This is a genomic window from Nocardioidaceae bacterium (genome assembly GCA_018672315.1).
Taxonomy (GTDB): Bacteria; Actinomycetota; Actinomycetes; order Propionibacteriales; family Nocardioidaceae; genus TYQ2.
Genome location: CP076053.1, coordinates 1188385 through 1202095, shown reverse-complemented (window position 1 = coordinate 1202095; position 13711 = coordinate 1188385). Strand labels below are relative to the sequence as shown.

The following is a 13711-nucleotide window of genomic DNA, read 5'->3' as shown; positions in this document are numbered from 1 at the left end:
GGTGCGGTCCGGTCTCGATCGGGTGACGACCACCTTTCCCCGCGGGTGATGACCTCGCGGCGGGGCAGGCACCACGGAGCGGTTGTCTTCGCCACCATGACCTGAGCGGTCCGGCCGTCCGGTGCCGCGCCGGCCGGACCGACCCGCCTGGTCGGCGACGGTCTACTTGTCGCCGTCGGGCGAGACCGCTCCGGCGGGCGTCTGGTGCTCCGGAAGGTCGCCCCGCGCGGCCGCGTCCGGGGTCAGCACCGCGACGCAGAAGTCGTGGCCGAAGGGCGTGAGGTGGATCGAGCGCCGCACCACCTTCGCGAACTTCACCGAGCGCATGGCCTCCAGCACGGCTGGCTGGGCCTCCAGCACCTGGTACGGCTTGGGCGAGCGCAGCGCCTCGCGGCTGAACCAGACCATGCCCAGGCGGTAGAGGTTGTTGAGGTAGCTGGGCACGAAGTCCTCGTAGCGCACCCCGGCGCGCGGGCCGATCATGTTCAGGCCCGGCGCGAGCAGCTCGGAGGAGACCATGCCGACCGGGCCGCCGGTGCGGACGTCGACGCTCGGCTGCGGACCCTCCTTGCACATCAGCACCAGGATCCGCGCCTCGTCGGGCGCGAGCTCGTCGAGGATGCGGGCGTACGCAGGGTGCGCCGTCTCGTTGGACCACACGTCGCGTGAGCGACGCAGCAGCGCCTGACCCTTGGTGCGCAGGTCCTCGGCGTTGACCTGCGTCTGCAGCGTCGCCTCGCTGCGTCCGTTGACCTCTTCGCGGTCCGGCGCGGTGAGCTCGGTCAGCGCTTGCTGCAGGGACATGCCGGTGGCGAGCTGCCTGCCGAGCTCGCCGATGGTGCCGACCGTGACGCCGAGCTCGTGTGCGAGCAGCTGGGCCTCCTCCGGCGAGGTGGCGGCACGGATGAGGCGCCGGGCGACCTTGAGGTAGGTGCGCAGCGACCAGGTGGCGGTGTTGAAGGCGGCCTCCGCGGCCACCCGGGCGACGCCGGGCGCCGAGCGGGTCATGCGGGCGACGAGCATCGGCGACAGCGGGACCGGGGTCAGCGCACCGTCGTCGGCGCCGCCGTCCTCCAGCCTGGCGATGCGCTTCTCGGCCTCTCGCACCGAGGCCTCGCTCGCCTCGGTCACCGGCTCGGTGCGGCCGCGCGTACGCCCCGCGTTCATGCGGCGCCGGGCCGAGGTGAGCTGGCCGTGCTCGCCCACGCCGCCGGGGCCCGGCTCGAGGCCCGGCTCGACGTACGCGTCCTCGGTGCGGCTCACGGCCATGTCCCTACCCCGCTTTCGGCGCGCATGCTCATCCTCACGTGCACGGTGGTGCTCATGCGCTGCTCGCGCCGACGCCGAAGATCAGCAGGTGGAGGAAGCCGCCGGCGAGTCCCATCACGGCGCCGTGGGCGTAGAGCAGCCACTCGTCCTCCTCGATCGCCGACCGCATCATGTCGACGAAGTCGGTGGCCGGCAGCTCCTTGGTGCGGTCGGAGATCAGCTTGCGGATCTTCTCCGCCTGCTGCTCGCCGAACTCCTCGTCCTGGAACGGTGCGATGGTGCGGTCGACGGCCTCCAGGGTGACCGACTCCCGGATCGCGTCGAACTCGCGCTCGCCGACCGCGACGCGCACGGCGCCGCGCAGCGGACCCGCGGCACGGTCGATGGCCGGGCGCAGGGCGGAGGCCATCATCTGCTTCGTGCGGTCGCTGCGCGGCCCCTCGGTGATGAAGCGGCCGATGTTCTCGAGGTTGATGACGTCCTCGGCGATGATCTCGGCGTACACCTCGGCGGCCTCGTCCTGCCGCTTGGGGAACAACCCCTGGAAGGTGAAGGGCCCCACCTTCGTCTTCTCCGCAGGGGAGTAGATCAGCCACATGCCGAGCTTGTTGGTCACCCACCCGATCACCACGCCGAAGACGGGCAGGATCCACCACTGGTGGAACCAGTGGTCGACCACCGCGAGCGGGATGCCGAGGAGGAACCCGAAGATGAAGCCGAAGTTCACCATCAGGTTGAGCTCGCGCTGACCGAAGTCGCGGAAGATGCGCACCACGAGGTCGGGGTTCTTCTCGAAGTGGTCGATGACCATGAGCTTCGGGTCGAGCAGCTGATCGATGTGGATGCCGATCTCGTCGGTCACCTTGCCGATGACCTGCGGCAGCTGCGCCTGCACCCGGTGGTAGACCGCGCGCTTCGCCGGTGTCGGCAGGTCACGCCACAGGTCGGGCCGCTCCCGGCTCATCACCTGGTCGACGATCTCGGGCACCTGGGGGTGGAAGGTCTCCACGATGTGCGCGGCGATCTGGTCGGGCTCGAGCTGCTGGTAGAACTCTGCCGGCGTGCCCAGCTTCGCGATCGCCTTGTCCACGGCGATGGAGCCCATCTTCGCGGCGCGCGCCGGGATGATGCCCTGCCAGCCGAGACCGCCCTGCATGATGCCCGGCACCTCCTGCACCTTGCGGGGCAGCACGCTGGCGAGCTGGCGCATGCCGGGGACGCGCTTGCCGTGGAAGGTCAGCGGGCTGAAGAGCATGATCAGCCCGGTCCAGTTGATGAGCCACCCGACGGTGCCGGTGAACAGCGGCACGGTCCAGAAGAGCAGCCAGTTGACGTCCTGGAAGAACCAGTCGATCGCCAGCACGCTCACGGGGCCCACCGCCTTCCTGGCTCGTCACGGCCGGCCGACCCGGTTGCGCGTCCAGGACAGACGGTAGTGGCCACGGCCACAGTGCGATAGCGCTTTGAGAGGTCCGCGACGGTATCTGCGACGCGATGTCCGACACATGTGTGCTCTCAGCCGTGGACGAGCAGCAGCGCCGCGGTGCCGGCGGACACCGCGAGCGAGGCCACGACCGCTCCCTCGCCGGCCAGCCGGCCGAGCTCACGCAGGCCCAGGCGTACGCCGTGGGCGCGGCAGACGCGCAGCCACAGCAGGGTGGCCACCGATGCCCACGGGGTGACCAGTGGGCCGGCGTCCACCCCGACCAGCAGGGCCGTACGGCTCACGTCGTCGTGCGCAAGCGGCGCCAGGGCGAGGTAGGCGGGGAGGTTGTCGACGGTGTTGGCCAGGAGGGCCCCGCCGGCCGCGAGGGAGACGACGTCGCCGCGGGAGCCGGAGAACGCCTCGCGGACGAACGGCGCCGCCGCGGCGGCGCAGCAGAACAGGCCGAGGGCCAGGGCTGCGGTCGCCCAGGGGGCCGTACGTACGACCAGGGCGGGCCTCGGACGCGTCGGCGACGCCAGCGACGTCCTCACCACCACGACACCGACCCACGCGGGTACCCCGACGACGACCGCAGGCCCCAGAGCGAGGACCACGGCAGCGGAGACGGCGAGCGCCCCGCGCGGGCGAGGTGGTCGCGGTGGGGGCGCGTACCAGCATCCCCGGGGCCGTCGGGGTCAGAGCATCGCCATCCCGGGGTCCTCGAGGACCGCGGCGGTGTCGGCCAGCACCTGGGAGGCCTCGGCACCGTCGACCACGCGGTGGTCGAAGGAGAGCGACAGCTGCATCACCGACCGCGGCTCGAGGCGCTCGTGCGAACCGTCCGGGTCGGTGACCACCCACGGTCGGCGACGCACCGCGCCCACGGCCAGGATCGAGGTCTCCCCGGGGTTGAGGATCGGCGTGCCGCCGTCGATGCCGAAGACGCCCACGTTCGTGATCGTCGCCGTCCCCCCGGTCATGGCCTCGGGAGGCGTACGCCCCGCCCTGGCGGTCGCGGTCAGTTCCCCGATGGCTGAGGCCAGCGCGGGCAGCGCGAGGGTGTCGGCCTGCCTGAGCACCGGCACCACGAGTCCGCGCGGGGTCGCCGCGGCGATGCCGAGGTGCACGTGCGGAGGCTGCACGATCTCCGCCGACCCGTCCTCGAGATCCACCCACCGGGCGTGGGCGACCGGGGTACGGGTCAGGGCGCGCAGGTAGGCGCGAGCCACGAACACCAGCGGGCTCAGCGGGGCCCCGCCGATCTCGGGACGCCGCCGCAGTCGCTCGCGCAGGTCCATCGTCGCGGTGGCGTCCACGGTCGTGAAGAGCGTCGCGTGCGGGGCCGTGAACGCCGAGGCGACCATCGCCGCCGCGGTGTGCTTGCGGACCCCCGCGACCGGCGTCCGCACCTCGCGAGAGGGCACTTCCCGCGAGGGGTCACTTCTCGCGGCGTGCCGCTCGACGTCCTCCCGGGTGGTCACGCGGTCGGGGCCGGTGGCGACGACCTCGCCCAGGTCGACGCCCAGGTCGGCGGCCAGACGGCGTACGGGGGGCTTGGCTCGCGGACGCTCCCCGGCCGCGTCCGGCGCGCCGTGGTCTGGGGTCTGGGGGTGGGTCCCGGGACGGGTCCCGGGACGGGTCCCGGGACGGCGTCGTCGACCGCGCGAGCTCTCGGGCCGCGCGCCGTAGCCGACCAGCGGCTTGGGCTCCCGGGGCTCCCGGGGCTCCCGGGGCTCCTCGGGCTCCTGGAGCTGCGGGCCCGCGTGGCTCGTCCCGGTCGCCGCGCCGATCCGGATGATCGGCGTGCCGACCTCGACGGTGTCGCCTTCGGCGGCCAGGAGCTCGAGGACCTCGCCGGCGTACGGGCTCGGCAGCTCGACCACCGACTTGGCCGTCTCGATGTCGACGAGCGTCTGGTTCTCCTCCACGACGTCGCCCACGGCGACGTGCCAGGTGACGACGTCGGCCTCGGTGAGCCCCTCACCGACGTCGGGCAGACGGAACTCCCGGGCGGTCCCGGTCGCAGTGGTCATCGCTGTGGTCATCGCTGTGGTCACGCTGTGGTCATCGCTGTGGTCATGCCGGTCCTCCCTCTCAGAAGGCGAGCGCGACGTCGCAGGCGTCGAGCAGACGGTCGAGGTTCGGCAGCCAGTCGTGCTCGAGCCGGCTCGGCGGGTAGGGGGTGTCGTGGCCCGTCACGCGCTGCACCGGTGCCTCCAGGTCGTAGAAGGCGTCGGCCTGCACGCGGGCGGCGAGCTCGGCGCCGATGCCGCCGGACTGCGACGCCTCGTGGGCGACCACGAGCCGCCCCGTACGCCGCACCGACTCCACGACGGTGACGTGGTCGAGGGGCGCGAGGGTGCGCAGGTCGATCACCTCGGCCTCGATGCCGCCGCCGGGACCGCCGGGCCCTCCGGGACCGTCGGTGCCATCGGTGGCCAGTCCTGCAGCGGCCTTCAGGGCCGTGGGCACGAGCGCCCCGTACGTCGCGATCGTCAGGTGCCGGCCCGGCCGCACGACGCGGGCCCGGTCCAGCTCGACCGGGTCGGCGGCGCCTGCCGCGGTGTCGACCTCGCCCTTGGCCCAGTAGCTCTTCTTGGGCTCGAGGAAGACGACCGGGTCCTGGGAGCGGATCGCGGCGCGGAGCAGGGCGTACGCCTCGGCCGGCGTCGAGGGGCAGAGCACCCGCAGACCGGGGGTGTGGGCGAAGTACGCCTCGGGCGACTCGCTGTGGTGCTCGACCGCGCCGATGCCGCCACCCACCGGGATGCGGACGACCACGGGCAGCGAGAGGCGACCGTCGGAGCGGTGGCGGTACTTCGCGAGCTGGGTGACCAGCTGGTTCATCGCCGGGAACACGAAGCCGTCGAACTGGATCTCCACCACCGGCCGGTAGCCCGCCAGCGCCATGCCGACGGCGCTGCCGACGATGCCGGCCTCGCCCAGGGGGGAGGTGATGACGCGGTGGGTCCCGAAGTCCTTGGCCAGACGGTCGGTCACCCGGAAGACGCCCCCGAGCTCTCCGATGTCCAGACCCGACAGCACGACCTTCTCATCGGCCTCGAGCTCGGCGCGGAGCGCGGCGTTCAGGGCGCCGACCATGGACATCTGCTCGGTCATGACCGCTCCTCGGACCGGTCGGCCCCGTCGATCCCGTCGGCCCCCGCGACGAAGGCGAGGTGCGCCTCCCGTTGCCGGGCCAGCTCGGGCGTCATCGCGGTGAGCGTGTGGAGGAACGGCTGGTCCGGCGGCGGCGGTGGCAGCTCGCGGCAGCCGCGGCGTACGCGCGCCCCCAGGGTGCGCTCGGCGGCGGCGAGCTCCTCGAGCCACTCGTCGTCGAGGGCACCGAGACCCTCGAGGTGGGAGCGCAGGCGGCTGATGGGGTCGAGTGCCGTCCAGTGGTCGTTCTCGGCGGCGTGGCGGTAGCGCCCGTCGTCGTCGGAGGTGGTGTGGGGGTTGCGGCGGTAGGTGACGGCCTCGATCAGCGTGGGTCCGCCGCCGGCGTGGGCACGGGCCACCGCCTTGGCGGTCACGGCGTGGCAGGCGATGACGTCGTTGCCGTCGACGCGTACGCCCGGGAACCCGAACCCGGCCGCGCGCTGGGCGGCGGGCACGCGGCTCTGGGTGGAGAACGGGGCCGAGATCGCCCACTGGTTGTTCTGGCAGAAGAAGACGACCGGCAGGTCCATCGCCGCCGCCCACACGAAGGCCTCGTTGGTCTCGCCCTCGCTGAGCGCCCCGTCGCCGAGGAACACGATCACGGCGCGGTCGCGCTCGGGGTCGCCGTGTCCGACGTCGCCGTCGCGGACGACCCCCATCGCGTAGCCGACCCCGTGCAGGGTGTGGGCTCCGATGACGAGCGTGTAGAGCTGCACCCCGGTCGCCGCGGGGTCCCAGCCGCCCATGGTCGTGCCGCGGAAGAGGCCGAGCAGGTCCACCGGGTCGATGCCCCGGCAGCCCGCCACGGCGTGCTCGCGGTAGGTCGGGAAGACGACGTCGCGTACGCCCAGCGCCGAGGCGGCGCCGACCTGAGCGGCCTCCTGACCGAGCAGGGAGGGCCACAGGCCCAGCTCTCCCTGCCGTTGCAGGGCGACCGCCTCGGTGTCGAGCCGGCGCGCCAGGGTCATCTGCAGCAGCGCCTGCTTCAGGTCGAGCGGGGCGACGCCCGCCGGCAGCTCGGGCTCGGTGTGCAGGTGCCCGGTGGTGTCCAGGCAGGAGAGCAGCCGGTCGGTGGGGCGAGCGGCGTCAGCGTGGGTGGCTGTGCGCGAGCGGCTCATGGGGACCTCCCGTGGTGTGCGGTGCGGTCACCTGAGCGTGCGGGCCGGCGCGGAGCCGGTCAACGACCGCGATCCGACGACGCGTCAGAACGCGTCGACGTGGCAGAGTGACCCAGCACACAGCACTGGATCATGCGGGCGAGCGCACGATCTCGCCGCGGACGGAGACCGTATGGACGCCATCGACGAGCAGATCCTCGACCTTTTGCGCCGCAACGCACGGATGCCCACGAGCGACATCGCGCGAGCCGTGGGTCTGTCGGCCGCCCCCGTGGGTCGCCGGATCGCGCGGATGGAGGCCGAGGGCACGATCCGCGGCTACGCGGCGATCGTCGACGAGACGGCCGCCGAGGGACTGGAGGCGTTCACGGAGATCCGGCTGACCGGGGCGACGGACACCCACGAGCTCGAGGACATCGTGCGCGGGCTGCCCGAGGTGCAGCAGTTCTTCACGATCTCGGGCGACCCCGACGGCTTGCTGCGCATCCGCGTCCGCAACGTCGACCACCTGCAACGCGTGGTGAACGACCTGCGGCGTACGGGGCTGGTCTCCGGCACCAAGACGCTCATCGTGATGTCGACGTGGGACCGGGCGACCGACGTCTGAGGTCGCTCAGGTGCCGCCGGCCCTCACCGCGCCGGCGCGGTGCAGGGGAGTCCCTCGGTCTCCGGCGACAGGGCCACCGAGGCCGGCTGCTCAGGGGCCACGGTGACGTCCTCCCCGCGGACGCAGACCGTCACGGGCCCCGGTCCGTCCTCCACGACGAGCTCGAGCGCGTCGCTGCGCACGGTGGCGCGTACGCGGGTCCCGCGGAAGGTCAGCCGGAAGGTCAGGGACTCCCAGCCCTCGGGCAGCCGTGGGTCGAAGGTCCAGCGGCCGTACCCGTGGTCGCGGAAGCCGCCGAAGCCGCAGACCAGCGCGTTCCAGGTGCCGCCGGTGGAAGCGACGTGCACGCCGTCGGCGGTGTTGCCGTGCCGGTCGGCGAGGTCGACGAAGAGGGCGGCGTAGAAGTAGCGCAGCGCCAGCTCGGGGTAGCCGACCTCGGCGGCGACGATCGACTGCACGACCGCCGAGAGCGTGGAGTCCCCGGTGGTGATGGGGTCGTAGTAGTCGAAGTCGGCCTTCTTCTGCTCGCGGCTGAACTCCTCGCCCTGCAGGAACAACGCGAGCACCACGTCGGCCTGCTTGAGCACCTGGTAGCGGTAGATCACCAGCGGGTGGTAGTGCAGCAGCAGCGGACGCTTCGAGACCGGGGTGCTCTCCAGGTCCCACATCTCACGGGTCAGGAAGTGTGCGTCCTGCGGGTGGATGCCGAGCCGCTCGTCGAACGGGATCGCCATGCCGGCCGCGCAGCGGTCCCACTCGGCCCACTCCTCCTCGACGAGCCCGACGCGGTTGCGCATCCGCTCGTACGCCCCGGGGCGCCGCTCGCGGAGGAACCGGACGGCCTCGGAGGCCCGGCGCAGGTTGAAGCGGGCCATCACGTTGGTGAAGAGGTTGTCGTCGACGACCGTCGTGTACTCGTCGGGGCCGGTCACCCCGTGGATGTGGAAGGCCGGCTCGCTGTCACCGGTGAGGCCGCCCCGGTCGCTCCAGAATCCCAGGTCGGCCCACAGGCGCGCCGTCTCGACCAGGATGTCGACGGCCTGCTCGTCGAGGAACTCCTCGTCGCCGGTCGCGCCGACGTACTGGCTCAGGGCGTAGGAGACGTCGGCGTCGATGTGGTACTGCGCCGTGCCGGCCGCGTAGTACGCCGAGGCCTCCTGCCCGTTGATCGTGCGCCAGGGGAACAGTGCACCCTTCTGCGCGACCTCCTCGGCACGGTCGCAGGCGGAGTCCAGCAGCCGATGGCGGAAGCGCAGGGCGTTGCGGGCCGCCTGGGGACTCGTGTACGTGAGGAACGGCATCACGTAGATCTCGGTGTCCCAGAAGTAGTGCCCGTTGTAGCCCGACCCGCTGACGCCCTTCGCGGGGATGCCGAGGCCGTCCGCGCGGGCGGCCGCCTGGGCGAGGGCGAAGAGGTTCCACCGCACCGCCTGCTGCACGGCGGGCTGACCGGGGACCTCCACGTCGGAGCGCGCCCAGTAGTCCGCGAGCCACGCCCGCTGGTCGTCGAGCTGTTTCTCGACGCCCTCGACCGCGACGCGGTCCAGCGTGCGGGCGCAGCGGTCGAGCAGCTCGCGGGAGGGCACGACCTCGGCGGTGTGGTAGCTGACGGTCTTCGTCAGCTCGACGGGGACACCGGCCAACGCGTCGACGCGGTAGATCCGCTTGGCCATGTCGCCGTTGAGCTCGTCGTCGTGGACCGCCGCGTTCTCGGTCGTCATCGTGTGGTCGACCGCGACGGCCATGGTCATGCCGCTGCGCGCGCACTTGTAGCGCAGGGAGATGCGCCCGTCGGGCAGCTCGCCGGCCTCCCCCTCGGGCTCGAGCACGCGGCGCGCGAAGCGTTCGCTGCGCCGGGGGTCGAGCTCCTCGATCTGGCGGGCGAGCTCGACGGCCGCCCCACGGTCCGCGTCCTGGCGGTTGAGCAGCTGGGAGGAGATGACGATCGGCGCGTCGCCGTCAAGCATCGTCACCGTCAGCGTCAGCACCGCCAGGTGGCGCTGGGTGAAGGAGACCATGCGGCTGCTCTCGACCAGCACGCGCTTGCCGGCCGGCGTACGCCACAGCACGCGACGTCGCAGGATGCCGTCGCGGAAGTCCAGGGACCGCTCGTAGTCGACGAGGTCGGCGGTCGAGAGCTCGAGCGGCACGTCGTCGACGTAGAGCCGGATGATCTTCGCGTCGGGGGCGTTGACGATCGTCTGGCCGACCTTCGCGAACCCGAAGGCGTCCTCGGCGTGCTGGATCGGCCAGGTCTCGTGGAACCCGTTGACGTAGGTGCCGTTGGCCGAGAAGTCGCGGCTCTCCTCGTAGTTGCCGCGCATCCCCAGGTAGCCGTTGCCGACGGCGAACAGGGTCTCGGTGCGCCCGAGGTCGTCACCCTCGAACCGGGTCTCGGTCAGCCGCCACTCCTCGGCGGGGAACCTGGTGCGGTCCAACGGGTCCTCGGCGGGCGGGGCGACGTGGCTGGCTCCGTGGGGACGCGCGTGCACGTCGGTCTCGTCGGGCCTCACCGGTCGGCCCCCTCGAGGTCGGCCAGCTGCGCGAGATCGGTCACGACCACCTCCGCGCCGTGGGCGCGCAGCGTCTGCTCGCCGGCCCCACGGTCGACACCGACGACGTACGCGAAGTCCCCGGCGGCTCCGGCGGCGACGCCGCTGGTGGCGTCCTCGACGACGACGCAGCGCTGCTCGGCGACGCCGAGGTCGGCGGCGGCGGCCTGGTAGGTGTCGGGCGCCGGTTTGCCCGCGATGCCGCGCTCGCTCGCGACCCCGCCGTGGATGACGACGGGGAAGAAGCGCTCGACGTCGGCGGCGGCGAGCACCTTCGGTGCGTTGCGCGAGGAGCTCACGATCGCCATGGCCGTGCCACGATCGGCCAGCCACTCGACCAGGGCCAGGGAGCCCGGATACGGGTCGACGCCGTCGCGCTCGAGGGCCGCGGCGAAGGCGGCGTCCTTGCGGTTGCCGAGGCCCTTGACGGTCTCCTCGCCGGCCGGCTGGTCACCGGGGTCGTCGTCGGTGCCCTCGGGCAGCTCGATGCCGCGCGAGGCGAGCATGTCGCGGACGCCGTCGTAGCGCGGCTTGCCGTCGACGTGCTCGAAGTAGTCGGCGTCGGAGTAGGGCTCCACACCCTCGCGTCCGTCCAGCACGGAGGAGAAGAGGTCGGCCCAGGCGCGCATGTGCACCTCGGCCGTCGGCGTGATGACGCCGTCGAGGTCGAAGAGGACCGCGTCGACGCGGTCCCAGTCGAGGGCCGGCTCGGCTGCGGACGGGTCGGAGGCCATGCGCCACACCCTAGGAGGTGGTCGTCGTCACGACCGTCTTACGTCTGCCCTCCGGGCGTGATTCTCTGCCCTCTCGGCGGAAGGGGCCGCGAGTGCAGAGTTGAGCGGAATAGACTCAACTTTGCCGAGGTTGATCCGGGTGAGCCTCCCGACCGAGGAGGTCCGGGCACACGAGCTTGCGAGGAGAATCCGTGGACGCATCGAAGTTCACCAGCCGCAGCGTCGAGGTGATCAACGCTGCCCAGACCCTGGCCGTCACCACCGGCAACCCGCAGACCGAGCCGGTCCACCTGCTGGTGGCGCTGCTGCGGCAGGGCCGGGACCCCGAGAAGGGTGTCGCCCCGCGCCTGCTCGAGAAGGCCGGGGCCGACGTACGCGCCCTGGAGCGCGCCGCGGACACCGCACTGGCCGCGCTGCCCGCGGTCTCCGGCTCGACCGTCTCCGGTGGCGCCCCCGCGGGCAACCAGCTGACGAAGACGCTGGCGAAGTCGATCGAGTTCGCCGAGGGCATGAAGGACGACTTCGCCGCCACCGAGCACCTGCTCATCGGCCTGGTGCAGGTCGAGTCACCTGCCCAGAAGCTGTTGGTCGACGCCGGCGTCACCGCCGAGTCCCTGCTCGCGGCCGTCGCCGAGGTGCGCGGGGACCGCCGCGTGACCAGCCAGGACGCCGAGGCCTCCTACGAGGCCTTGGAGAAGTACGCCGTCGACCTCACCGAGCGTGCCCGCGAGGGCGGGCTGGACCCGGTGATCGGCCGCGACGAGGAGATCCGCCGCGTCATCCAGGTGCTGAGCCGACGCACGAAGAACAACCCGGTTCTGATCGGCGAGCCCGGTGTCGGCAAGACCGCCGTCGTCGAGGGCCTCGCGCAACGCGTCGTCGACGGCGACGTCCCCGACTCCCTCAAGGGGCGCCGGGTGCTCAGCCTGGACCTCGGCGCGATGCTCGCCGGCGCGAAGTACCGCGGCGAGTTCGAGGAGCGCCTCAAGGCCGTGCTCGACGAGATCAAGAGCTCCGCGGGTCAGGTCGTCACCTTCATCGACGAGCTCCACACGGTCGTCGGCGCAGGCGCCGGTGGCGATTCGGCCATGGACGCCGGCAACATGCTCAAGCCGATGCTGGCCCGTGGCGAGCTGCGCATGATCGGCGCGACGACGCTCGACGAGTTCCGCGAGCGCATCGAGAAGGACCCGGCGCTGGAGCGCCGGTTCCAGCAGGTGTACGTCGGCGAGCCGAGCGTCACCGACACCGTCGCGATCCTGCGCGGCCTGCAGGAGAAGTACGAGGCCCACCACGGCGTCACCATCACCGACCAGGCGCTGGTCGCCGCGGCGATGCTCAGCGACCGCTACATCACCGGCCGTCAGCTGCCCGACAAGGCGATCGACCTCGTCGACGAGGCCGCCAGCCGGCTGCGCATGGAGATCGAGTCCAGCCCGGTCGAGATCGACCAGCTGCGTCGCGCGGTCGACCGGATGCGCATGGAGGAGCTCGCGCTCGAGCGCGAGACCGACGACGCGAGCGTCGACCGGCTCGAACGGCTGAGGGTCGACCTCGCCGACCGCGAGGAGGAGCTGCGCGCGCTCGAGCAGCGCTGGGAGGCCGAGAAGGCGTCGCTCGAAGGCGTCGGCGACCTGCGCAAGCAGCTCGACGAGCTGCGGATGACCGCCGAGCGCCTGCAGCGCGAGGGTGACCTCGCGGGTGCCTCGGAGGTGCTCTACGGGCAGATCCCGATGTTGGAGCGCCAGATCAGCGCGGGCGCCGCCGCCGAGCAGGAGGTCGCCGACGACGACCGCATGGTCGGCGACAAGGTCGGCGCCGGCGAGATCGCCGCAGTCGTGGAGGCCTGGACAGGAATCCCGACTGGCCGCTTGCTCGAGGGCGAGACCGCCAAGCTGCTGCGCATGGAGGAGGTCATCGGTGAGCGCCTGATCGGCCAGGAGGACGCGGTCGCGGCGGTGAGCGACGCCGTACGCCGGTCCCGGGCCGGCATCGCCGACCCCGACCGCCCGGTCGGCTCGTTCCTGTTCCTCGGTCCGACCGGAGTCGGCAAGACCGAGCTGGCGAAGAGCCTCGCCGACTTCCTCTTCGACGACGAGCGCGCGATGGTGCGCATCGACATGAGCGAGTACGCCGAGAAGCACGCCGTCGCCCGCCTGGTCGGCGCGCCGCCGGGATACGTCGGCTACGACCAGGGTGGCCAGCTCACCGAGGCCGTACGCCGCCGTCCGTACTCCGTGGTCTTGCTCGACGAGGTCGAGAAGGCCCACCCCGAGGTCTTCGACGTGCTGCTGCAGGTGCTCGACGACGGCCGTCTCACCGACGGGCAGGGCCGCACGGTCGACTTCCGCAACACGATCCTCGTGCTCACCTCGAACCTCGGCTCCGGGTACCTCGTCGACCCGACGCTCGACGCGGAGAAGAAGCGCGACGCGGTGATGGCCGTGGTCCGGCAGGCCTTCAAGCCCGAGTTCCTGAACCGGCTCGACGAGACCGTCCTCTTCGAGGCCCTGGGCCCCGAGCAGCTGGCGCCCATCGTCGACCTGCAGCTCGCTGACCTCCAGCGCCGGCTCGACGTACGCCGCATCACCCTCGACGTCGACGCCGCGGCGCGCGACTGGCTCGCCCGCACCGGCTACGACCCGGCGTACGGCGCCCGACCGTTGCGTCGCCTGGTGCAGCAGGCCATCGGTGACCCGCTCGCCCGGCTGCTGATCGGTGGGGAGGTGCTCGACGGGTCCACCGTCGAGGTGAGCGTGCCGACCGAGCCGGTGCCCGGGCAGCCGCTGCAGCTCACGCCGCGCGGCTGACCCCGCCCCGGCGCCGGAGGCGGGAACGATGTGGGG

At 72.2% G+C, this 13711-nt stretch carries 10 protein-coding genes; 2 read left to right on the top strand and 8 right to left on the bottom strand.

Features of this window, described 5'->3' with window-relative positions; genetic code table 11:
- Nucleotides 1–162: 162 nt before the first annotated feature.
- The 6 genes from KLP28_05620 to KLP28_05595 all read right to left on the bottom strand — a co-directional run bounded on the left by KLP28_05620 (nt 163) and on the right by KLP28_05595 (nt 6972).
- Nucleotides 163–1023 carry a DUF4393 domain-containing protein gene (locus KLP28_05620; protein QWC86829.1) on the bottom strand — a complete coding sequence of 287 codons (861 nt, stop codon included), beginning with the start codon at nt 1021–1023 and terminating at the stop codon, nt 163–165.
- A gap of 298 nt (nt 1024–1321) precedes the next feature.
- Nucleotides 1322–2647 (bottom strand): hypothetical protein, encoded by a 1326-nt coding sequence (locus KLP28_05615; GenBank protein ID QWC86183.1) that lies wholly within the window; start codon nt 2645–2647, stop codon nt 1322–1324.
- 137 nt (nt 2648–2784) lie between these two features.
- Nucleotides 2785–3309: a hypothetical protein gene (locus KLP28_05610; GenBank protein QWC86182.1), complete on the bottom strand. Its 525-nt coding sequence runs from the start codon at nt 3307–3309 to the stop codon at nt 2785–2787.
- A gap of 81 nt (nt 3310–3390) precedes the next feature.
- Nucleotides 3391–4728, bottom strand: a complete 1338-nt coding sequence (locus KLP28_05605) for a 2-oxo acid dehydrogenase subunit E2 (GenBank protein ID QWC86181.1) — start codon at nt 4726–4728, stop codon at nt 3391–3393.
- Nucleotides 4729–4789: 61 nt separating this feature from the next.
- On the bottom strand, nt 4790–5815 hold the full coding sequence (locus tag KLP28_05600; protein QWC86180.1) for an alpha-ketoacid dehydrogenase subunit beta: 1026 nt from the start codon (nt 5813–5815) through the stop codon (nt 4790–4792).
- On the bottom strand, nt 5812–6972 hold the full coding sequence (locus KLP28_05595; protein QWC86179.1) for a pyruvate dehydrogenase (acetyl-transferring) E1 component subunit alpha: 1161 nt from the start codon (nt 6970–6972) through the stop codon (nt 5812–5814). Before KLP28_05595 ends, KLP28_05600 begins: the two co-directional genes overlap by 4 nt.
- A gap of 172 nt (nt 6973–7144) precedes the next feature.
- Here KLP28_05595 and KLP28_05590 point away from each other — a divergent pair, with 172 nt between their 5' ends.
- On the top strand, nt 7145–7579 hold the full coding sequence (locus KLP28_05590; GenBank protein ID QWC86178.1) for an Lrp/AsnC family transcriptional regulator: 435 nt from the start codon (nt 7145–7147) through the stop codon (nt 7577–7579).
- 23 nt (nt 7580–7602) lie between these two features.
- Here the strand turns inward: KLP28_05590 and KLP28_05585 are convergent, their stop codons facing one another.
- Together KLP28_05585 and KLP28_05580 are read right to left on the bottom strand one after the other, a co-directional pair.
- A complete protein-coding gene (locus KLP28_05585) occupies nt 7603–10071 on the bottom strand; it encodes a glycoside hydrolase family 65 protein (protein QWC86828.1) in 2469 nt (822 codons plus the stop codon).
- 17 nt (nt 10072–10088) lie between these two features.
- The gene (locus KLP28_05580) at nt 10089–10865 is read right to left on the bottom strand and encodes an HAD-IA family hydrolase (GenBank protein ID QWC86177.1); all 777 of its coding nucleotides are present in this window, start codon (nt 10863–10865) and stop codon (nt 10089–10091) included.
- Between the two features lie 191 nt (nt 10866–11056).
- Between KLP28_05580 and clpB the strand changes: the two genes are divergently transcribed.
- A complete protein-coding gene (gene clpB, locus KLP28_05575) occupies nt 11057–13675 on the top strand; it encodes an ATP-dependent chaperone ClpB (protein ID QWC86176.1) in 2619 nt (872 codons plus the stop codon).
- The last annotated feature ends 36 nt before the right edge of the window (nt 13676–13711 follow it).

Excerpts from the sequence above, each read along its gene's own strand:
- KLP28_05595 (QWC86179.1), bottom strand. The coding sequence starts at position 6,972 with ATGAGCCGCTCGCGCACAGCCACCCACGCTGACGCCGCTCGCCCCACC.
- KLP28_05590 (QWC86178.1), top strand. The coding sequence starts at position 7,145 with ATGGACGCCATCGACGAGCAGATCCTCGACCTTTTGCGCCGCAACGCA.
- KLP28_05620 (QWC86829.1), bottom strand. The coding sequence starts at position 1,023 with ATGCTCGTCGCCCGCATGACCCGCTCGGCGCCCGGCGTCGCCCGGGTG.
- KLP28_05605 (QWC86181.1), bottom strand. The coding sequence starts at position 4,728 with ATGACCACTGCGACCGGGACCGCCCGGGAGTTCCGTCTGCCCGACGTC.
- KLP28_05600 (QWC86180.1), bottom strand. The coding sequence starts at position 5,815 with ATGACCGAGCAGATGTCCATGGTCGGCGCCCTGAACGCCGCGCTCCGC.
- KLP28_05580 (QWC86177.1), bottom strand. The coding sequence starts at position 10,865 with ATGGCCTCCGACCCGTCCGCAGCCGAGCCGGCCCTCGACTGGGACCGC.